Annotated in this window: 24 protein-coding genes; 21 read left to right on the top strand and 3 right to left on the bottom strand. The window is 41.1% G+C overall.

Annotated elements, in window-relative coordinates:
• Genes IV512_RS12205 through IV512_RS12195 form a run of 3 tightly spaced genes read left to right on the top strand, consistent with a single transcriptional unit; the run spans position 1 to position 2,426 of the window.
• The gene (locus IV512_RS12205; RefSeq protein WP_209403729.1) at positions 1-672 is read left to right on the top strand and encodes a hypothetical protein; all 672 of its coding nucleotides are present in this window, start codon (positions 1-3) and stop codon (positions 670-672) included.
• Complete coding sequence (locus IV512_RS12200; RefSeq protein WP_209403727.1) at positions 656-1,312, top strand: ATPase; 657 nt, start codon at positions 656-658, stop codon at positions 1,310-1,312. Before IV512_RS12205 ends, IV512_RS12200 begins: the two co-directional genes overlap by 17 nt.
• A gap of 10 nt (positions 1,313-1,322) precedes the next feature.
• Positions 1,323-2,426, top strand: coding sequence for an endonuclease/exonuclease/phosphatase family protein (locus IV512_RS12195; RefSeq protein ID WP_209403725.1), 1,104 nt, complete (start codon positions 1,323-1,325; stop codon positions 2,424-2,426).
• 17 nt (positions 2,427-2,443) lie between these two features.
• On the opposite strand, the gene IV512_RS12190 is transcribed toward IV512_RS12195, so the two are convergent.
• Positions 2,444-3,220 carry an SOS response-associated peptidase gene (locus IV512_RS12190; protein WP_209403723.1) on the bottom strand — a complete coding sequence of 259 codons (777 nt, stop codon included), beginning with the start codon at positions 3,218-3,220 and terminating at the stop codon, positions 2,444-2,446.
• A 123-nt stretch (positions 3,221-3,343) separates the two neighbouring features.
• Between IV512_RS12190 and IV512_RS12185 the strand changes: the two genes are divergently transcribed.
• On the top strand, positions 3,344-3,604 hold the full coding sequence (locus IV512_RS12185) for a hypothetical protein (protein WP_209403721.1): 261 nt from the start codon (positions 3,344-3,346) through the stop codon (positions 3,602-3,604).
• A complete protein-coding gene (locus IV512_RS12180; protein ID WP_209403719.1) occupies positions 3,601-3,936 on the top strand; it encodes a hypothetical protein in 336 nt (111 codons plus the stop codon). The genes IV512_RS12185 and IV512_RS12180 overlap by 4 nt, the downstream gene beginning before the upstream one ends.
• Positions 3,937-3,958: 22 nt before the next feature.
• Here the strand turns inward: IV512_RS12180 and IV512_RS12175 are convergent, their stop codons facing one another.
• A complete protein-coding gene (locus IV512_RS12175; RefSeq protein WP_209403717.1) occupies positions 3,959-4,303 on the bottom strand; it encodes a transposase in 345 nt (114 codons plus the stop codon).
• 220 nt (positions 4,304-4,523) lie between these two features.
• On the opposite strand from IV512_RS12175, the gene IV512_RS12170 reads away from it, so the two are divergent.
• Genes IV512_RS12170 through IV512_RS12160 form a run of 3 tightly spaced genes read left to right on the top strand, consistent with a single transcriptional unit; the run spans position 4,524 to position 7,053 of the window.
• Positions 4,524-4,694, top strand: a complete 171-nt coding sequence (locus IV512_RS12170) for an LPXTG cell wall anchor domain-containing protein (protein WP_209403715.1) — start codon at positions 4,524-4,526, stop codon at positions 4,692-4,694.
• A gap of 5 nt (positions 4,695-4,699) precedes the next feature.
• Positions 4,700-5,749: an LPO_1073/Vpar_1526 family protein gene (locus tag IV512_RS12165; protein ID WP_209403713.1), complete on the top strand. Its 1,050-nt coding sequence runs from the start codon at positions 4,700-4,702 to the stop codon at positions 5,747-5,749.
• A 38-nt stretch (positions 5,750-5,787) separates the two neighbouring features.
• Complete coding sequence (locus IV512_RS12160) at positions 5,788-7,053, top strand: IS256 family transposase (RefSeq protein WP_245224779.1); 1,266 nt, start codon at positions 5,788-5,790, stop codon at positions 7,051-7,053.
• Positions 7,054-7,281: 228 nt separating this feature from the next.
• Here the strand turns inward: IV512_RS12160 and IV512_RS12155 are convergent, their stop codons facing one another.
• Positions 7,282-7,914, bottom strand: a complete 633-nt coding sequence (locus IV512_RS12155) for an N-acetylmuramoyl-L-alanine amidase (protein WP_209403711.1) — start codon at positions 7,912-7,914, stop codon at positions 7,282-7,284.
• A gap of 185 nt (positions 7,915-8,099) precedes the next feature.
• Here IV512_RS12155 and IV512_RS12150 point away from each other — a divergent pair, with 185 nt between their 5' ends.
• The 13 genes from IV512_RS12150 (at position 8,100) to IV512_RS12090 (ending at position 21,737) form a co-directional block, all read left to right on the top strand.
• Complete coding sequence (locus tag IV512_RS12150) at positions 8,100-8,387, top strand: hypothetical protein (RefSeq protein WP_100871509.1); 288 nt, start codon at positions 8,100-8,102, stop codon at positions 8,385-8,387.
• Positions 8,387-8,668, top strand: coding sequence for a hypothetical protein (locus IV512_RS12145; RefSeq protein ID WP_209403709.1), 282 nt, complete (start codon positions 8,387-8,389; stop codon positions 8,666-8,668). Before IV512_RS12150 ends, IV512_RS12145 begins: the two co-directional genes overlap by 1 nt.
• The gene (locus tag IV512_RS12140; protein WP_209403707.1) at positions 8,658-11,084 is read left to right on the top strand and encodes a TraG family conjugative transposon ATPase; all 2,427 of its coding nucleotides are present in this window, start codon (positions 8,658-8,660) and stop codon (positions 11,082-11,084) included. Before IV512_RS12145 ends, IV512_RS12140 begins: the two co-directional genes overlap by 11 nt.
• Before the next feature lie 10 nt (positions 11,085-11,094).
• The gene (locus IV512_RS12135) at positions 11,095-11,676 is read left to right on the top strand and encodes a conjugal transfer protein (protein WP_209403705.1); all 582 of its coding nucleotides are present in this window, start codon (positions 11,095-11,097) and stop codon (positions 11,674-11,676) included.
• 10 nt (positions 11,677-11,686) lie between these two features.
• Positions 11,687-12,517 carry a hypothetical protein gene (locus tag IV512_RS12130; protein WP_209403703.1) on the top strand — a complete coding sequence of 277 codons (831 nt, stop codon included), beginning with the start codon at positions 11,687-11,689 and terminating at the stop codon, positions 12,515-12,517.
• Positions 12,518-12,527: 10 nt separating this feature from the next.
• Positions 12,528-13,151, top strand: a complete 624-nt coding sequence (locus tag IV512_RS12125; protein ID WP_209403701.1) for a conjugal transfer protein TraK — start codon at positions 12,528-12,530, stop codon at positions 13,149-13,151.
• A 6-nt stretch (positions 13,152-13,157) separates the two neighbouring features.
• A complete protein-coding gene (traM, locus tag IV512_RS12120) occupies positions 13,158-14,084 on the top strand; it encodes a conjugative transposon protein TraM (protein WP_209403699.1) in 927 nt (308 codons plus the stop codon).
• Positions 14,081-14,908 (top strand): DUF4138 domain-containing protein, encoded by an 828-nt coding sequence (locus tag IV512_RS12115; RefSeq protein WP_209403697.1) that lies wholly within the window; start codon positions 14,081-14,083, stop codon positions 14,906-14,908. The genes traM and IV512_RS12115 overlap by 4 nt, the downstream gene beginning before the upstream one ends.
• A 47-nt stretch (positions 14,909-14,955) precedes the next feature.
• Entirely contained in the window at positions 14,956-15,519 is a 564-nt protein-coding gene (locus IV512_RS12110; protein ID WP_209403694.1) for a recombinase family protein, read from the top strand.
• Between the two features lie 82 nt (positions 15,520-15,601).
• Positions 15,602-16,024 carry a hypothetical protein gene (locus tag IV512_RS12105; protein ID WP_209403692.1) on the top strand — a complete coding sequence of 141 codons (423 nt, stop codon included), beginning with the start codon at positions 15,602-15,604 and terminating at the stop codon, positions 16,022-16,024.
• Positions 16,025-16,132: 108 nt separating this feature from the next.
• A complete protein-coding gene (locus IV512_RS12100) occupies positions 16,133-19,900 on the top strand; it encodes an efflux RND transporter permease subunit (RefSeq protein WP_209403690.1) in 3,768 nt (1,255 codons plus the stop codon).
• Entirely contained in the window at positions 19,897-21,114 is a 1,218-nt protein-coding gene (locus tag IV512_RS12095) for a TolC family protein (RefSeq protein ID WP_209403688.1), read from the top strand. The genes IV512_RS12100 and IV512_RS12095 overlap by 4 nt, the downstream gene beginning before the upstream one ends.
• A gap of 53 nt (positions 21,115-21,167) precedes the next feature.
• The gene (locus IV512_RS12090) at positions 21,168-21,737 is read left to right on the top strand and encodes a DUF3347 domain-containing protein (RefSeq protein WP_245224777.1); all 570 of its coding nucleotides are present in this window, start codon (positions 21,168-21,170) and stop codon (positions 21,735-21,737) included.
• Positions 21,738-21,740: the final 3 nt, after the last annotated feature.

Below are 21,740 nucleotides of genomic sequence, written 5' to 3'. Positions count from 1 at the left end.
ATGAATTATATCAAACATTTGAACGCTGCATTTCATAAGTTCTATGGGGATGACCGCCTCAATTACGCACACCTTAGTTTATACTTTGCTCTTTTTTACTATTGGAATTTGCATCGCTTCCCCAACGAATTTTATGCCAATCGTACCGAACTCATGAAATTGGCCAAAATCGGTTCGCGGTCTACGTATCATCGGTTAATAAAAGATCTTTCCGAATGGAAATATATACAATACCTACCTACCCAAAATCCCAATAAAAATACTATGGTGGTAATGTGTCAATTCTGTACCAGTAGTGGTACAGAAACGGGACAAGCTGGTACACTAATGGAACGCTACTGTCCCAAAAATGTACCACTTACCTTATATATAAAACATTCAAAACAATATAAACTATCTAAAGAGAGAAAGCCAAAAAATGAATTGGAGGTTATTGAATATTTTAAATCGAAAAAATGGTCTTCCCTGAATGCTGTTAAGTTCTTTAACCATTACCAGGGAGTGGGTTGGAAAATCGGAGGTAAAACAAAGATTGAAGATTGGAAGGCCATTGCATCCAATTGGATGCTGAGGGCAGAGGAGATAAAAGAAAATCCCACACTCCAGATCGTGTCAAAAAATACCGATTACTTAATTACCAACGAGCTAAAGAATTATGGAGAACCCCTCTAAAATAAAGGAAGGTAGTGTGGTCTACTCTCTGGGTGAGTTTGAAGGTAAAAAAGTAGAATACGATTTTACCAAAGTGCTTATTTACTTAGAGGCAAAAGGCAGAATGCTCTTTGGTAAGCATTTCAAAATCTATGAAGAAGACAAGGGTGTTCTTTTAAGGCTTTGCAATTATATGGTCAAAGATTATGACAACTGTTCGAAGTATGGAATTGATCCTGACAAGGGTATTCTGTTGACGGGACCGGTCGGCTGCGGTAAAACCAGTCTGATGCGTTTAATACGCCATATCGTACCCCACAGAAGGCCTTACGAGTTAATTCCTGCCCGAAATGTTTCTTTTGGGTTTAATCATATCGGTTTCAAGATTATAGAAGACTACGGCAATGGAAGATTTTACTGCTTTGATGACTTAGGGGTAGAGCCACTGGGTCGTCACTTTGGAAAGGATTGTAATGTGATGGGCGAAATTATCCTTTCCCGATATGAACTCTTTTTATCATCCAAAATACCAACGCATGCTACCACAAATTTAAATGCGGAGGAATTGGAAGAACGATATGGAAAAAGAGTACGAAGCCGGATGCGTCAAATGTTTAACCTGATAGCTTTTGATAAGAATACCAAGGATAAGAGAACTTAATAAGTAAAATATGAAAATAGCGACCTTCAACATTCAGAATCTGTTCCATAGGCATCGGGATTTGGTTTCAAGGAGTAGAACCAAAAATGCTACCGATTGGATATCGGAGTTGGACTGTCTTTTACGCAAACCCAACAAATCCATAGACGATAGTGAGCGAATCAATAATTTGTCCTTTCTTCTGGGTTTTGAAAAAACGGAAGATAGTCCCTATGCAATACTCAAAAGACGGGCTGGGGAATTGTGTTTTAAAGGAAAGGTATTGGAGAATACAACCAAAGCATCCTTTCTTACGGACTGGCAGGGTTGGACAAAACTAGGGAATAGACCCATCCACGAAAAGGCGATATTCAGTAAGGCGTACATGATTGCTGAAACCAATCCAGATATTCTTGTTTTACAGGAAGTGGAAAATCGTGCCTCTTTGATGGAGTTCAATTCCGAATTCCTGCCATTACTAAAAATTAAGCCCTACCAAGAGGTTATGGTGTTTGAAACCAATGATAATAGGGATTTGGGTATGGGCATTCTCCTCAAAGATGGCTATCACTTGAACGGATTTAAAAATCATCTGCATGATTTGGATGAAGAAGGGTATTCGATATTCGATATTGATTGTCAGGAATACGAGATTATTACGCCCAACGGCAATGCTATCTGGGTTATGAACAACCACTTTTCTGCAGAAGAGGGCCAACGCCAAAAGCAAGCCCAAAGGGTGTCTGAAATATATAAACAAAAACTAAGGAATGGAAAGGACTTGGTTATTGTCAGCGGAACATTGAATGACGTATCCTACAGTCATTGCTTGGCTCCATTGCTTCAGGAAACGGATTTAATTGATGTCTCGAAGCACAAAAGGTTTACAACTGACAGGGATAATGGAACTAGTGGTAATTATTTCAGTTTGGGCGCCTACCGAATGGGGGTCAATATCAAACAAAAAGATTACCTCATGTTATCTCCCAAGCTTTTTGAGATGGTTGCAAATTCGGGGATGAATAGAATGGGAACCTGGCCCGAACGCAAACCGAAATGGAGGATGTACGCATCAATTGCCAGTAAGGAACATGCAGCAAGCGAACATCCTTTAATTTGGGCTGATTTCAATTGATTCTCAACTTGGTTTTATTAAAACACTAATTCTTCATATTCGACGGGATTTGAAATCTCTGGCACATTCCCTTCATATTCCTTACCGCGCAACCGAGCTACTGTATGAGCCTTAAGCTCTTCTTCCGGATAAGAATGAATCAATTCTTCAATGGCTTTTTTCTGCCCCTTTTTCCAAAGATTTTCGTCAAAAGGCTCGATCCAATCATTCTCTAATTCCTCAGGCAGGATTAAGGGCATTCTTGGGCCTTCCAGTTTGGGATTGTTATGAATTTTGGACATCAATGGGTTCCCTTCAGTGGTTACAATTGAAAAAGTATTCCAGCGTGAACCATCTTCCTTATTCGTCCATTCACTCCAAAGCCCAGCTAAGGTCAGGGGCTTATCATCTTTTCTTGAAATAAAAAATGGATAGGTATTGCCATCAAAATGATGGTGCTCGTAAAAACCGTCGACGTGAATCAAACATCTTCTTTTCTTAGCGGAATCCCTAAAAGAGGGAAGTTCGAAAATTGTTTCCCCCCTGGCGTTTAAGGTTTTGTTCCAGATTCCATTTTTTTGCTTTTCGTCCTTTACCCAAAAGGGGATAAGCCCCCAAGTAGATACTACTGGAAAGTAAGGGTCTTCATTGGTATAGATAAGAACAGAGGGGTGCTTAAAACCAGAGGTATGATGGATGGGTAAATCCGTCAATGGCAAAAGTTTTTCCATTATTTCCTCAATAGCATGAACGTCCCCGTCACGTTGCGCTCTTCTAAGCTGTGTTTCTAATTGTGTTTTGATGTCGTAGCACATAACAGATACTTTATGGGACACTAATTTAACGGAAGATTGTTAAAGTTGAAATATACAAAAAATCATTTTTTATATTTGGAAATATTCCATAAAAAAGGAAATAATCCAATAATTAAGAGTTTGATGAGGGATGTTGTTTTTAGAAATTATGACAGGTATGCCATTAAGCATTTATTGAAGGAAATAGGGGAGCACCGACTGCGTACGGAATGCGAAAATAAGCATTTAAACTTTCCAAAAAGACTGGCTCTGTTCTACATAGAGGCAGGGGATAGCAATACGATGTTAAAGTATAATTACCCTCAAAAAGGCGTTTGGGGGCTAATGGTCATTGACCGATATGATTTACCTGATTCGGGTTGGGTAAGGGTTCGTTTGCAATGAAACAGAATCAGGACATACGCACAATCAATATTGGCATGCGTACATTGCATCTCATTGAAGGACTAACAATTAAAAGATACATATCGGAGGATATACTGAGCAATGTTCACATGGCTTTGGCAGATCAAAATATGAAATGGGAAGATGATGTCATTGCCAAATGCACCATGGTCATTAGCAATGGTAAGTATGTCTCAGTAATGTACGAACATGAACCAATACGTTTTAATGGGCTACTTCTTTTTACATTTTGCCAAGATGCCAAAAACTGGCATTGCTTTGGCTTTCCAAAGAAGGGAAATCATATTAAGTACTATACCAGAAAAAAATAATGAACTTTATCGTATAAGTGATTTAAACTTTTTTGTTGATTTTATTCTTGAGTTTTTTCAGGGCTATAACTATTAAAGCCAGATAGTTGAATCCTTTCCAGCTTTGGCTCGTCGTATCGAAACTGTTCCGCAATGAGTGGTAGCTGTCCATCCACGCATTGGATACGCTCCATTTTCGAAAATGGTGGTAGACCGATTGCCAGCTTAGGGCCTTTTTCCCGAAAAATGAGCCGACCGGGAGCAAATGCCAGTGAACCCCCGTCTTCAGTTTGTCTAGGATCGCGTTCACATCCTCGTGCAACCACATCGTAGGGGGAAATCCTCGGCTTACCTTGGGAATATATCGCAATATCTCGTTTTCTATCATATCTCTGTCAAATACTATTTTTATAAGGGGTTGTTTTTGGATTTATTTATGTTTCACAACACAAATATCCGCAACCCTCTCTTTCAATATAAAAAAGGATAAATCACTTCATTGCTTTTATTTAAATATTCACTAGTGATCAATGAATTATTAAATCTGGCATTTAGTTCTACATATCGATTGATGAATAATTTTCTATTTTTAAATAAATTATTTAGAAATGGATTGGATAATAGAGAATAAGGATTGGCTTTTCAGCGGTTTAGGCATTTCTATTATTGGGTTTGGCTATTACCTAATAAGGAGAAAGAAGAGAAATAAAGAACAAATGCAGAAGGGAGGTAAAAACTCAACTAACTTACAAGCTGGTGGCGATATAAATATTAATTAAAGAGAATGCTTGGCTCAAATAAAAAAAATCAGGTAGGGGCAAATGACTCAACCAATTTACAGGGGGAGTCTATAATTATTAATAATGGTATAAGTTATTCAGATGCCAAAGCGATAGCCCTTGATGTTTTTAAATCAAATTTTCTAGAACTATCAAATAAAGCTACCATAACCGCCAAAAAAAGAGCAGAAGAAATTGTAGATGACTTTTTGATAAACTTACAAAAAATCAGTCCAAATTCTTTAAGTAGTTTGGAAAATCCAGGATTTCAATATTCACTTTACAATGTTCAAAAAGAATACGCTAAAACGGGAGAAAAAGAATTATCTCATATACTAGTTGATATTCTGGTTGAGAGAGCACAAAACAATCATAGAAGTTTGATGCAAATCGTATTAGATGAAAGCATATCGATAGTTTCAAAACTAACGATAGAACAAATGAATGTACTCAGTCTGATATTCCTACTGAGATATTTTGAAAAGGATGATGTTTTAACGCATAAAAAATTAAAAGATTTCATTAAACACTATTTGACACCATTTATTTCCACTTTCCAACGTCAAGAATCACTATTGTTTCATCTTGAATTTAGCGGATGTATAGTGTATCAACAAGTAGAAAATATCCAACATTTGTTTAGAGCCAACTACACAAAGCTCTTTACCAAAGGTTTTAGTTATAGTGATTTTAGAAAAAGCCTTGGGGAAGACAAATTTGAATATTATAAAAGTGAAAAGATAATTGTCAATAGCTCTTTAAACGATTCAAAATATAATTTTCACGCAAGAAATGAAAATCATTTACGCGATATCCTAGTATCATTGCATTGTGAAAGAGACTTTGCAAAGTCAAAAACGCTATTTCTTAGAGGTTCAATAAATGATAAAGAACTTATTCAGATACTGGAATCGTTTGACAAAGGAAAAATGAGTGAGTTAATTTTATTTTGGAATACAAGTTCAATGAAAAAAATGACCTTGACGAGTGTTGGTCTTGCAGTTGCGAAAGCGAATATTAGAAGAAAAAGAGGGTGTAAACTGAACTCTGTCTGAAAAAAGATTTTAAGTTTTACTTTTATTCAGACAGAACCATGACAAAGAAAGAACAAACGGAATTCGAAAAAAAGGTACTTGACCAGTTTATGAACGGCAAGAACCTTTTCGGCGAGGGAGGCGCATTCGCCCCCATGCTGAAGAATGTGATCGAGAAGGCCCTGGAGGCGGAAATGGCGTCCCATTTGGACGAAGATCAGCGTGCCAAGGGCAACAAGCGCAACGGGAAGGGAAAGAAGAGGCTAAAGAGCGGTTTCGGCACCTTCGACATCGAGACGCCCCAGGACCGTCAAAGCAGCTTTGAACCGGAACTCGTCAAAAAGCGCCAGACCATTTTGGCGGACAACCTCTCGGAGAAGATCATAGGCCTCTACGGCCTCGGGATGAGCTACCGCGACATCTCGGCCCACATCAGGGAGATGTACGATACGGAGATCTCCCATACCGTTTTAAGCCAGATCACCGATAGGATAATACCCGACGTCAAGGCATGGCAGAACCGCCCCCTGGAGCCGCTCTACTGCATCGTATGGCTCGATGCGATGCACTACAAGGTGAAGGTCGAGGGCAAGATCGAGCACAGGGCCCTTTACAATATACTTGGCATCAACAAGGAGGGGTACAAGGAGGTCCTGGGCATGTACATATCCGAGAGCGAAGGGGCCAATTTCTGGCTGTCGGTGCTCACCGACCTGAACAACCGCGGACTGGAGGACATCCTTATCGCCTGTACGGACAACCTCAAGGGCTTTACCGAGGCCATAACGGGCATTTTCCCCAAGGCCCAGGTGCAGAAGTGCATCGTGCACCAGATACGCAATTCCCTGCGGTATGTCGCCTCGAAGGACCAAAAGGAGTTCCTTCGCGACCTTAAGCTGGTCTACCGGGCGACGAACAAGGAAACGGCCGAGGACGAACTGTTGGCCCTCGGGGAAAAGTGGGGCAAGAAATATCCGGTGGTCATCGAGTCCTGGCAGAACAATTGGGAGGAACTCTCGCAGTACTTCCAGTACACCGCGCCGATCAGGAGGCTCATCTATACCACCAACGCCGTGGAGGGCTTCCACCGCCAGGTGCGCAAGGTGACCAAGACCAAAGGGGCCTTTACCAACGACATGGCCCTCTTGAAGCTGGTATACCTGGCCACCAGGAACATTGAGAAAAAATGGACATCGCCCCTGCAGAACTGGAGCCTTGTAATCCAGCAGCTTTATATTAAATTTGGGGAGCGGATACCCCTTTCCCTAAAAACCAATTCCTCCGGGGCTAGCCCCGGAGGAATTGAAAGACCGGACAGAGTTTAATTTACAGACCCAAGAAAAATAAATATTCCTTTGAGTCTTGAAGAATGGTTGTAAAATTTTGCAAAGCATGAGTTTCTACTTATGAAGATTTGTAAAATACGCATCTAATAGGAACCCTAATCTTCCGCCTTTTTTGAAGTTTCTTGAGTTTTACTGAATATTTTGGAAAAATTAGCTATGTATTTAAATAAAATTTCCCTTAATAATGCTGCCATATATTTTGTGATTTCAAACATGTTTTGAAAATTTAATAAGCATCTCTAAAATTAAAAGCGCAAAACCAGTGAGACTGTGCCCTTTTTCGTAATGTTGCGCTTCTTCCAAATTAGATAAAAACCCAAGTTCTAATAGAACAGCAGGACAAATGGTCGTTTCCCGGAGCACTTGAAAATTGGCATATTTTACCCCACGATTTTTAAAGCCTAGTTTTTCGGTAAGACCAAATGCAAATTGCTCAGCCAAAAATTCAGATCGGGTATCGCCCTGCTTTACATAGACTTCAATTCCCTGTGCTGCTTTTCGAACAGCTTGATTGCAATGAATAGAAACAAACACATCGGCTTTTAGGTCCTTTGCGAGTTTGGTTCTATCTCCTAAGGAAATTAGGGTGTCCGAGTATCGGGTAAGATATATTTCCAATGAATCATTGAACAGTGCTCGGTTAAGCCTAACTATTTCTTTAGCAATATTCATGACCACCTCTTTTTCCTTCAGGCCATTGGTGCCAATCGCGCCAGTATCAGAACCACCATGACCAGGGTCAATAATAACAATGGGTTTTAGACATTTTTCTTGTCCTGATACACAATGTAAACCGGCTGACATTGTCCAAATCAATACGTAAAAGCAATAGCTTTTCATTCGCTAAAAATTTAAGTGCGTGTTGCACAATTTTCATCGATTTGAACGATTGATTTAAAATCCAAAAAATTTTAACGTTCCAGACTGTTAATTTTTATCCTATTCTCTGCATTCCTTCCTTTTCATTTCAAATTCGTCAATAACAATATATCAACCGCCTTCTCCTGGCACTAAAACGAATAGTGATGAAAAGAATAAACAAAGTACTCTGGTTGTTGCTGTTGGCAACGGCCCCTACTTATGCCCAAATTGGTGGTATCGAAGATTCGGTCAACGACATCTCCGATACCATACGTACCATTTTCCCCATTATTCTCGGGGTCATTTTCCTGGTAGGTTTCCTGTTCAATGCCGGACATTTCTTTGGTGAAAACGCTGACCTTAAAAAAGGGATTACCCGTGTTTTGGTATTTGTACTTATAGCCGGTGCCGTGGTGGGCATCTTTACCTATCTGATAACACTAGTCGTATAATGAAGAGTTACCCAATTTACCGCAACATTCGAAAACGGGCATTGATATTTGGACTTCCCGTTTCCTTGTTCGCATTACAAATGGCGGCGATTATCGGTTCGCTTTTGGTGATCATATTCTCTTTCAGCTTCCTTTTGGTTGTGGGTGGCCTAGGTGTCAATATTACGTTGTATGTGTTGCTTCTAAAAGTAACGCATCAACCACATATACTGCACCTTCAAAAGGTTTTTCCGAGGGCCATTTCCAACAAAAAAACAACTGCGCTTTGTTATGAGGATTAATCTTACCCAAAATTATCCGATAGTGGATATTCAGGACAATCTGGTCTTTTCCAATAATGGTAACCTGGTATTGTGTTATAAGGCAGATTTACCGGAGGTCTATTCCTTATCGGAAACCGATTTTGAGGACTTGCACGGCAGTTGGTTTCAAGCCCTGAAATCGCTGCCGGCCGGAACGGTTATCCATAAACAGGACATTTATCAAAAGCTGCACTATTCAGCCGAACGTTTACCGAATACTACATTCTTGGAAAGGGCTACCCATCAACATTTTAAGGGCAGGGTAAACATTTCACATCAATCGTATCTCTTCTTCGTGTGGCCCAAGAACAGAGGGCTCAACAAATCAAAATATGTAAACCCGTTTAAAAGAATTTCAAAAGCCATTCCTGAAAAAATGACGGAAGCCGTAGAAAGTTTTACGGCTGCCGTTCGCGATGCGGTCGGTTTTCTCAACAACAGCTATAAACTTGATTTTACACCACTTAAGGAAAATGAAATCCTTTTGTTGACCGACACCTATTTCAATGGGTTCAATCGGGGGTTTGATACCGACATTGTCCTCAATAAAGACCATGCCCAAATAGGCAATCATTATTTTGATGTACTGGCCGTTAACAACGAATTATGTTTTGGTGATACGGTTAGTAGCAGCAAAACCAATGATGCTTTTACTTCCGACGATTTTGTTTTCCATCAGGGGTTTATCGATGGATTAGGGCTAAATCTGAACGAAAACCATATCGTTAACCAAGTTATCTATTTAGACGATAAGCATAAATGGAGAAAACTGTTGGAAAGGCGTTTAGAAGAACTGAGCAAAAGTTCCAACTTCGGTACGCAGAACAAGGTCGTACATGGTAAAATCAGTACCATTCTGGACCAAATCAACCAGGACGATAATGCCCGAATCGTTCGAGGTCATCTCAATGTGGTTTTTTGGAGCGAACGCCTGGCTGATTTAAGTAAAATTACTTCTCGAATCAAAACGGAGTTCAAGGAACTTGATATCATACCGTATTATCCAAAAGGGGAGGAGCGGAAGCACTATTTATTGAATAGTTATTGTTGTCATATTTCAAACTTCTCCGACGAAGATCTATATGTTACCGATCTGAAGCATTCACTTTGTCTGCTAATCAACAATACCAATTACAAATCGGATGCTACGGGTATCATTTTCAACGACCGGCAACATAACATACCCGTACTAAAGGATGTTTGGGACGAGAAGAAGCGGCGCATCAAGGCCCGGAACTTTGCGATTTTTGCTCCCACGGGAGAGGGCAAGTCGTTTTTGGCGAACAACATCCTTCGACAATATTTTGAGAATGGGGTGCGGTTGGTCATCATTGATTTGGGAGGGAGTTATACCAAGTTTGCAAAGCTCTATCCAGATCAATACATCACCTTACGCTACGAACAGGGAAAGAACCTGGGCATCAATCCCTTTTATATCAATAGTCTACATGACCTAAGCCCGGAGCGGTTGGAAGATCTTACCGTCTTCCTTTTGGAGCTCTTTGCTTCGGGTCTTAAGGTCGCCAAAGCGCAAGAAGTCGCATTGAAGAAAATCCTTCAGCATTACTACAAACGCAATGCAAGCGAGACCCATTCATTGGAGGCCTTTTACAGTTTCGTTCAGCAGAACAAAGAAACCCTATTGGATGATTTGGGCATCGATAAGGCCTATTTCAATACCACAAACTTTCTGCACATCATGTCGGAATATGTAGGGGACGGACTTTACAGTTTTTTATTCGAGGTAAGTGAAGACCAGTCTTATAAAATCGAGGAGAAACGACTTATAGTTTTTGAACTGGATGAAGTGAAGGATAACAAGGAAGTCCTTTCCGTAATGTTGAAGCTTATCAAATCTGCCATTCAGCGGACCATCTGGCGCAACCGTGCCGAAAAAGGGATTATCCTGTTCGATGAGTTCGCAAAGCAATTGAAGTTTGAAAACGTACTGGAAAGTGTCGAGTTCTATTATCAGGCCATACGAAAGCAAAATGGGGCGATTGGTATTATACTTCAGTCCATCAACCAATTACCAAGTAATTCCACTTCGGCAAGTATCCTGGAAAATACCCAGGTCATTTATAGCCTTCGAAATGAAAAGGGGTACTCCGAATTGGTCAAAAGGCTAAGCCTTTCTAGTCATGACCTGAACCAATTGAAATCCATCAAGAACGACTTGAAAGGGCAGCGGAAATACACTGAGATCTTTATCAAGATAGGGAAGGAGAGCAACATCTTTCGGTTGGAAGTTCCCCCCGAAGTGTATGCCGCTTATCTCACTGACGGCTACGAGAACGACCGCATAATGCGGTTTTATAGTTCTCATAATTGTATGGAAACGGCCATCATGGAATTTGTAAAACAAAAATTTCAAAAATCATATTCACACACTTAAAAAAGACATTATGAAAATTACAATTAAAACCATTATCGTATCGGTATTCTTGGTTATAGCGAGCACAGGTCAAATGAAAGCGCAGGGAATTCCGGTCTATGATAACACCAATTTTCTTTCGTTGATCAAGCAGTTGTTTGAATCCGCAAAGCAGACCAGTGAAATGATCAAAACAGTCAAGTTTCTCAAACAGGCCAAAGAGACCATTGAAAAAGTGAACAGTGCGGTGGCACAATATGAGGCCGTCAAGGAAATAAATGAAAACAATGAGGTTTTGGTCAATATGGTCAGAAATGATTTGAGGGGAATTCTAAATTCTCCTTACATCCGCCCTGACGAAATTGATGCCGTTTCCAACGCTTTTAATACCATCATTGATGGGTCACTTAGGAATCTGGAATTTATGAACCAAGTGCTCTCCAATGACTTTCTAAAACTCAACGATGCCGAGCGATTGGAAATATTGGAAGCACATTGGGACGATTCCCAAAAAATGATAGCGGACATCACCTTAAAGAATAAGAGGTATAAGCTCATCATTTCCTTTCGAGAGATGCAGGACAGAATCAATAATCGGGAAACCAACTATTAAATAGCTATTCATGTTTTTAACCATCGGCTTGGAATATGTCGATTCCGTTTTTCAGACCATTAAGGATAGTGATTTTGCATCCTATGTAATCGGTGGAATGAAAGTGCTGGCCGTTTTATTCTTTCTAATCAATATTTTGAAAAAGTATTACGAAGGAGGAGCGACCATCCAAGGAACTACATGGGGATTGACACCCACCGAATTGATTAAAAATTTTGCGGTCGTCCTGGTGGTTATTTTCTCTACGGAAGTATTGGATGCTTTTGACTCCATTTTAGTGGCCATAGAGGGTCAATATAGAGGAACGGCCCCTGTCCTGTTACCCTTGGAACTACAGGATATCCAAGTAGAAGAGGATTTGGGCCTTTTGGATGCAACGACAAAGGCGATGGGCATTCTGTATGAATGGCTTACCACCCCTTTCTTGGGAATACGTATGATTGCGCTAGCATTAGGACTATTTCTTTGGGTGTTGGATCTGTTCATCTATCCCTTGTTTTTGGCGGAACGCTACTTTCTATTGGGGATCATGCAGGCTTTTTTTCCACTGGTTATCAGCATGGCTGTTTTTGAAAAGTTCAGACCAATGGGCTATCGCTTTTTTAAGCTGTACGCGGCTGTTTATATGATCGTACCCGCATTCTTTCTGGTCAATGTTTTTGTAAACGAGCTGTATCAAGAAATCACGGAAAACTTTTGGCCCAATCTTTTTGGAACCGATTTCGGTAATGAACTCTTTGCCCCGGTCATTGAATTGGCAGGAGTGGGGTTCATCATTCTGTTGAAGTTCAAACTTTATAAGCGTGCTACCAGTTTCACCTTAAGGCTTTTTGTTGAGTAATCTAAATACCATGAAAAATAAAATAACACCCTATAAAAATATCTATAGCGTATTGAAACTTAACCGTTTCATCGTTTTGGCAGTCGTATTGGCCTGTCTATTGACCATCATTTTTGCAGTGGTTACAGTCTATCGTTTTAATCAACGTATGCTGAACAGCACCTTTGCCGTGAACACGGATGGCTCTATAATTCCCTTGAAATTGGTTTCGCAAAAGGAAAATATGGAAGTGGAGGCGCTTTCCCATCTCGATTTATTCCACAACTATTTCTACGGTATCGATGAAAGTAATTATGAAAAAAATCTTGAAAAGGCCTTATGGTTAGGAGATAGTACTGTCGATAATGTCTACCGGCAGAAAAAAGCGGATGGGGTTTACAACAGGTTGCTGCAGTACTCCCTGGTGCAAAAGGTTATCTCGGTCCATACGGAACTTATTCTAAATGGGGAACGCATATCCTTTCAAACGGAAACCATTTTTGAGATTAATCGGGGATCTATTATCGATAGGTACCAATTAATAACCACAGGCAATCTGCTTCAGGTAGATAGAAATTTCCCGAATAATACCCATGGTCTATTGATAACCAACTTCTTTGAAAACACTCTTAAAAAACTCAACATTCAAAAATAGCTTCAAATGAATATAGATCGAAACAAAATGATATTTATCACCATAGTCACCTTGGTAGTGCTATTTATAGTCGGCTATGGATTTCTCGTAATGGGAGAGGGGGACGATGAGCAGTCAGAACTGACCCAGCCAGTGGTGCCGGAACTGAAAGAGGAACAAAAAGAGTATTCCTCGAAGTTGGATGCCATCAATGACTTGAAAGAAGTAAGGGAGCCCAATGCTCCAAGTATTTATGACGAATCCCTATTGGATTCAACAGGACTTTATGATCCTATGTATCAGGATAAAGAGCGTCAACGTATCGTGGACAGTATCTATGCCACAGGAAGGATAAATTACGAATCTGGAGAATATAATAATACAGTGAACATGAGTTCATCAAAACCAATGGCTAGCACATCAAAAAATCAAATCGAAGAAACGGTCATTGATTTTGCAAAGACCCATCATGAGTTTTTTTCCTACGAACCCAAACTGGTTTCAATGGTTGATTTGGAAACAAAAAAAGGAAGGACCGATGACTTTATCATGGTGGAAGTCAACGGAGAACAAACGGTGAAAAGCGACGAACGATTGGAATTACGTCTGGCTGTAGATGCGATAGTCAACGGCGATTCCATTCCCAGAAATTCGTTGGTTTATGGTTTTGTCCGATTTAAGGCTAACCGGGTTTTCATCACTATTACGAACATCAACAACAAATCGGTCGATTTAAAAGCTTTCGATTTATTGGATGGCAATGAGGGTATTTATGTACGGAACAGCTTCACGGGTGAGGCCACCACGGAGGTTATCGGGGATGTAGTAGAGGATATAAATATTCCCGGTGTGCCACAAGTAGGAGGTATCAAACAAGTCTTTCGAAGGAACAATCGTAATGTGAAAGTGACCATTTACAATCAATATCAGCTTATATTAAAACCTGCTTTATGAAAAAAATCCTATTCCTATTTTCGATACTGATTTTAGGTCAATCAAGTGCACAAGAGTTGAGGACTATAAGCACAAATGAAAGGGAGGTGGTCGCACTTTTCTTTCCAAATGAAATTCGCCAGGCGGTCGTAGGTTCACCCAACTTTACGTTTAGTTATTATAAAGAAAACCCTCAGCATGTAGGTTTGTTACAGGGGGTAAAGGGCCATGAAAGCAACCTATTGGTAATAACGGCCACGGATGAAGTTTATGCCTATAAACTGAAGTATCTGAATGACGTGGATACTCTGAATTATTTTGTCCATAGAAATGAAAGTATTGGTTTTGAAAGCCCTTTGTTTCCTGCACCAGTTCAACAATCGGCATCCTTATTAAAGGATTCTGTGAAGATGAAGACCCCCCGAAATGATTTCCCTAATCGTTTAGAATACTTTAAAAAATTTAGCGAATTTCATTTGAAGCACAATCGAAACAGTCTAAAACGCAAAGTAAAAAAGGGTGTAGTCCTACATCTGAGGGACCTAATTTACGACCGAACGGAGGTCTATGTCTTTATCGAGATTAAAAACAGATCTGGAATAGACTTTGAGATGGATTACCTGAAAGTTTTTAAGGTAAATGGTAACAAGCGGAAAAAATCATCCTACCAAAAAATTGAAATCGGGCCAATATACGAGCATAACCTTCCAAAGCTTATAAAAGGTGGTGAGAGACAAAGCTTTGTGTTAACTGTACCCAAATTTACCTTCGGTGATCAAGAAAAACTATTGCTGGAACTCAAAGAGCATAGGGGGAATCGAATATTACAATTGTTTTACGATTGACACCCTTTTTACCGAATCATTATGAGCTATAATTTAACTGAACTATCATGATTTTTGGATATGCCAGAGTATCAACCCAAGATCAAAATCTAGAATCTCAGATAGACTTACTTAAAAAAGCCGGTTGTGAAAAAATATACAAGGACGTTGCCAGCGGTGCCAGGAGTGACAGAAAGGGGCTAAATGAATTGATCAAATATATGCGCGAAGGGGACACTGTTATCGCCTATAAAAATGACCGAGTGTTTCGTTTTTTAAAAAATATGGTTGAGCTCATAGATAAGTTTAATCAGGCAGGGGTTCACTTTAAAAGCTTAAGTGAACCGGAGTTCGATACCGCGTCGGCAAACGGGAAGTTCTTACTACATATATTTGCTGCCGTTGCGGAGTTCGAAAGAAACCTTATCAGTGAAAGAACTAAAGTCGGGCTTGCCAACGCAAGGAAACGAAACAAATTATTGGGCAGACCAACTGGTTCTAAAAAAGAAACTATTGAGAAATACCATTTTGCAAAATACCTATACGATAAACAAGACCTACCCATAAAAACGGCATGTGAAAAAGCTGGTATAAGTAAAAGCTCCTTTTATCGTGTTGAAAAAGTCCTATAATTGGTTCGTTTAAAAGGACTCTTTCTAAACTTCTGTTAAACAAATCGATTGCATTTAAGAAATTCGTAAATTTGCAAAGCAAATGAAAGAAACCTTGCATAAAATAACATCCATTGCGATGGCACTTACAGTGCTCTTCTCTACCATGTCCTTTTCGGCAGACATGCACTATTGTGGCGACCATTTGGTGGATTTTAGCATTTATGATAAGGTCGATACTTGCATGATGAAGGCCGAAATGACCAAAACCTCTAGTTCCTGTGAAGTTATGGAAATGGAGATGGACTGCTGTACCGATATCGAAGTCGTTTTCGAAGGTCAAGATGATTTGAAAATTTCATTTGACCAGCTTTCATTCAACCAACAAGTGTTTGTTGCCTCTTTCGTTTATTCCTATATAAATTTGTTTGAAGGGCTTGAAGAAAATTCAATTCATTTTAAAGACTATTCGCCTCCTCCACTGATACGGGATGTACAGATCCTTGATCAGACTTTCCTCATTTGATTTTAAACATTAGAAGAATACGCCCAACAGCCATGCTGTTCTTGGGCTGAACCTGTTATACGCATTGTTTTCTCAACGTGTTTTCTAATTGTTTAATAATCAATTCTTATGCTGAACAAGGGCATTAAATTTCTTATCGAGAATAAACTTGTTGCGGTACTGATGCTCCTGCTTTTTGTAGGTTGGGGTACTGTCAATGCTCCCTTTAATTGGGATACAGGCATTTTACCAAGCGACCCTGTTGCCGTGGATGCCATTCCCGACATAGGCGAGAACCAACAGATTGTTTTTACCAAATGGCCGGGAAGATCGCCGCAGGATATCGAAGACCAGATTTCCTATCCTTTGACCACATCGCTTTTGGGTATTCCAGGGGTCAGGACAATTCGGAGTTCCTCGATGTTCGGTTTTTCCAGCATCTATATCATCTTTGAAGAGGATGTAGAGTTTTATTGGAGCCGTAGCCGAATCCTTGAAAAACTGAATTCGCTTCCCAGTAATCTTTTACCGGATGGCGTAAACCCGGCTCTGGGACCGGATGCCACGGGATTGGGCCAAATTTTCTGGTACACCCTCGAAGGAAGGGACGAAGAAGGAAACGTCACAGGTGGTTGGGATTTACAGGAGTTACGTAGCGTTCAAGACTATTATGTGAAATATGCCTTGTCGGCAGCAAATGGGGTTTCCGAAGTAGCATCCATTGGGGGCTATGTTCAGGAATACCAAATCGATGTAGACCCCGAATTGATGAAACAGTACAATATTGGTCTTCATCAGGTGGTCAATGCCGTCAAGCAAAGCAATCGTGATATCGGCGCACAGACCTTGGAAATCAACCAAGCGGAATATTTGGTAAGAGGTCTGGGTTATGTAAAGTCCTTGGATGATATCAAAAATGCGGTAGTCACTTCTGAGGATTTTACCTCTATTCGTGTTAAGGATATTGCCAATGTTTCCCTTGGCCCAGCGGTTCGTCGCGGTATTCTGGATAAAGAAGGTGCTGAAGTAGTAGGCGGGGTCGTGGTAGCCAGATATGGTGCCAATCCGTTGGAGGTAATCAACAATGTCAAAGATAAAATCAAGGAGCTCAGTTCCGGACTCCCCTCTAAAGAATTGAGCGACGGCCGTACATCGCAATTGACGATTGTACCTTTTTACGATCGCACAGAACTCATTCAAGAAACCTTGGGAACGCTCAATGAGGCCCTTACCTTGGAGATATTGATTACCATTTTGGTCATCGTCATCATGGTGTTCAACCTTCGGGCTTCTGTGCTCATTTCAGGGCTGTTGCCAGTGGCCGTACTAATGGTCTTTATTGCCATGAAGCTATTCGGAGTTGATGCGAATATTGTCGCCCTTTCTGGAATCGCCATCGCTATCGGAACCATGGTCGATGTTGGTGTCATTCTTTCAGAAAACATTATTCGACATCTGGACGAAAATAAGGATAAGCTCCCCATCAACGAAGTGGTTTACAACGCCTCCGCTGAAGTCTCGGGTGCCATTTTAACAGCGGTAATGACAACGATTATCAGTTTTATTCCGGTGTTTACGATGATAGGTGCCGAAGGAAAATTGTTCCGTCCATTGGCGTTTACAAAAACCTTTGCGTTAACGGCCTCCATTATAGTTGCACTCTTTTTAATTCCTCCATTTGCCGCTTTCCTCTTTAGAAAGAAGCGCAGCAAGAGTATTATGGGTTACTTATTCAGTATACTACTCATCGTTATCGGACTTATCGCGGTAGTGTACGGCTATTGGTTAGGACTTGTGCTCATGGCATTTGGAACGATAAGACCCTTAAAGAATGCTGAATTGGCCGGACGTTTCTTCGGCGGATTTTCCCTATCCGACAAACAGGCCAGCCTGTTGAACATCATTATTTCCGCTACAGCTATTGTATTCCTATTGGCGACCTACTGGAGACCCTTGGGCTTGGACAGAAGTATTTTTATCAACCTGATTTTTGTAGGATTGATATGCTTTGGATTGTTGGGTGTTTTCATCCTGTTCAGAAAATACTATACGCAAATACTGCGTTGGGCGTTGCGGAATAAATTGGCCTTTCTCGCCATACCGATGGCCATTGTTGTTTTCGGGGTACTGATTATGCAGAATACGGGCAAGGAGTTTATGCCTGCCCTGAACGAAGGTTCTTTCCTGTTGATGCCGACCTCTCTTCCACATGCGGGTGTCGAGGAAAACAAAAGAGTGCTGCAACAATTGGATATGGCCGTGGCCAGCATCCCAGAAATCGAAACGGTCGTAGGCAAGGCGGGACGAACGGAATCTGCATTAGATCCCGCGCCTTTGTCCATGTACGAAAATATCATCCAATACAAATCGGAGTACATGCAGAACAAAACCGGAAATCGCCAACGCTTTAAGGTCAATGATGATGGCTTATTTGTGCTCAAGGATGGTAATTTCCTATTGAACCCGAATACAACCCTTGAAGAAAAAACTTCGGAGTATACCGACGCCGATATCGAGGATTTCTCGGAAATCCGTTATGAAAATCTAATCCCGGATGACAGCGGCGAATACTACCGAAACTGGCGGCCGGAAATTCAATCCCCGGATGACATTTGGAATGAAATCGTAAGGGTAACACGATTGCCCGGAGTAACATCCGCACCAAAGTTGCAGCCCATCGAAACCCGATTGATCATGCTCCAAACGGGAATGCGCGCGCCCATGGGCATTAAGGTAAAAGGTCAGGATCTACGACAAATCGAGGCTTTTGGAATCCAGCTGGAAAATATCTTGAAAGAAGCTGAAGGGGTAAAAGACGAAGCCGTATTTGCCGATAGAATCGTTGGTAAACCGTATCTCCTAATCGATATTGACAGGGAAGCTTTAGCGCGATACGGAATTCTTATTGAGGACGTACAAAGGGTATTGGAGGTTGCCGTTGGCGGGATGACCCTGACCCAGACCGTCGAGGGAAGGGAACGTTACGGAGTGCGGGTACGTTACCCTAGGGAGCTTCGTGAAAATCCGACGGATATCAAGAACATCTATGTCCCGATTGCGAAAGGCAGTCCGGTTCCTTTGAACGAATTGGTCAATATCCGCTATGAAAAAGGGCCACAGGTCATCAAAAGTGAGGACACATTTTTGGTGGGCTATGTACTGTTCGATAAATTGGATGGGTTTGCGGAAGTGAATGTGGTTGAAAACGCCCAAGCCCTCATCCAAGAAAAAATTGCCAACGGCGAATTGGTCGTGCCAAAAGGAATCAACTATCAATTCACAGGCACTTATGAAAACCAGTTACGGGCGGAAAAAACCTTATCGGTGGTTGTGCCTTTGGCCTTGTTCATCATCTTTTTAATCCTGTATTTTCAATTTCGTTCGGTAACCACTTCGCTAATGGTATTTACCGGAATCGCCGTGGCCTTTGCCGGAGGATTTATGATGATTTGGTTCTATGGCCAAGATTGGTTCCTGAATTTTAATTTCTTCGGGGAGAACCTGCGCGACCTATTTCAAATGCATACCATCAACCTAAGTGTGGCGGTATGGGTAGGATTCATAGCGCTTTTTGGTATTGCGACGGATGATGGCGTGGTCATGGCCACCTATCTGACACAGACTTTTGACCGGAACAAACCAAGGACTTTGGAAGCGGTCAGGGCATCGGTTGTTGAAGCAGGGGAAAAACGGATACGCCCATGCCTTATGACAACGGCCACCACCATTTTGGCATTGTTGCCCGTTTTGACCTCAACGGGTCGTGGTAGTGATATTATGATACCCATGGCCATTCCGTCTTTTGGGGGAATGTTGATTGCGCTGATTACCCTGTTGGTGGTTCCGGTGCTGTACAGTTGGAAAAGCGAATGGCAACTTAAAAGAATAAATCAATGAAGAAAATAGGAAGCATACTGATTGGGTTATTGGCCATGGGTATTGTAAATGCCCAGGACTTGGAATCATATATTCAAGAAGCGGAAGCCAATAATCCCGAAGTACAGGCATTTGAAATACGCTACAACATTTCGAAAGAAAAAGTGGAAGAAGCGAATGCATTGCCCAACACGGAGCTAAGTGCAGGGGTCTTTGTTAGCGAACCTGAAACCCGTACAGGGGCACAAAAGGCACGGTTTTCGGTTAAACAAATGCTTCCTTGGTTCGGCACTATAACCGCCAGGGAAAATTATGCAAGTGCCGTAGCCGAAGTCGATTATCTGGATATATCCATTACGAAACGAAAACTGCGGTTATCCGTTTCCCAAGCCTACTACAAACTTTACGCTATCAAGGAAAAGCAGAAAGTTCTGGACGAAAATATCCAATTGCTAAAAACCTATGAAGGCTTGGCGTTGACCTCGGTAGAAGTGGGCAATGCCTCCGCAGTGGATGTATTGCGTTTGCAGATACTTCAAAATGAACTGCAAGAGCAAAAGGAAATATTGATACAGGAATATCTTTCGGAGCAAAGTGTTTTCAACAACCTACTAAACCGACAGGAAACGCTTGCCATCGACCTCGTTGATAGCTTGACGATCGAAAATGATATGGAACAAATAACCACGGAATTGGAACTGCATCCCGAACTCGAAAAATACGATAGGCTCTATGAATCCGTAACACAATCCGAACTATTGAACCAGAAGGAAGCGAACCCCAATTTGGGTTTTGGGTTGGATTATATTCCCGTTGCCGATAGGGCCGGAATGAATTTCAGCGATAACGGTAAGGATATATTGATGCCAATGGTTTCACTCTCCATTCCCATTTTCAACAACAAATACAAATCCCGTTCAGTACAAAATGAAATGCGCCAAGCCGAAATCAATGCGCAAAAATCGAATCGGAGAAATCTACTGGAAACTATTTTAAATACGTCCATAAGCAATAAGGAAGCGGCCAGAATCAAATTCAACACGCAAACAAAGAATCTTAAACAAGCCAAGGATGCAGAGGAAATCCTGATTAAAAATTATGAAACGGGAACTATCGATTTTAACGACGTGCTCGACATTCAGGAACTGCAACTGAAGTTTCAGATGAACCAAATCGAGGCCGTAAAAAACTATTATTCGCAAATGGCGGTCATCAACTATTTAACAAATCAATAAAAATAAGGAATACAATTAATTGAAAATCCATGTCTAATCTAAATTCAATAAAAATGAAAATCAGTAAAATAAACACAATGAATCGAAACAAGATATTAGCCGCAACCGCAGCAGTTACCATGACTTTGGCATCCTGTGGAGAGCAGAAAACCAAACAAGATGCGGAAATCAGTACACAACAGGAAATAGAACAGCCAAAGAATCAAACCGCGGATATCGCGGACGCTTCCTTCTCCGATGGAATGACGGGAAAGGTATTCCAGAATTATCAACAGATACGAATGGCGTTGGTCGATTCCGATGCCGATGGGGTGCAAACCACCGCTGGAAATCTTGCCGAAAGTTTTTCCGAAGAACGGGAAGACATTAAAAAAATAGCCATCGCCATGGCCGAAGCAACGGATATTGAAAAACAGCGTGAACTCTTTTCAGACATCACAGAAAAGGTCGAACCTATGTTTAAGGAATCCATCTCCGAAGGAACGATTTACAAACAATTCTGTCCGATGGCCTTTGACGGTAAAGGGGGGTATTGGATTTCCAATGTGGATGAAATTCGAAATCCTTACTACGGCGAGAAGATGTTGAAATGTGGTAAGGTTACAGAAGCCATAACAAAGTAGACC

It is taken from the genome of Pseudozobellia sp. WGM2, assembly GCF_017810075.1.
In the GTDB taxonomy this organism is placed as follows: Bacteria; Bacteroidota; Bacteroidia; order Flavobacteriales; family Flavobacteriaceae; genus JADNYK01.
The sequence above is the reverse complement of the archived record's forward strand: the minus strand, read 5'-3'. Positions and strand labels throughout refer to the sequence as shown.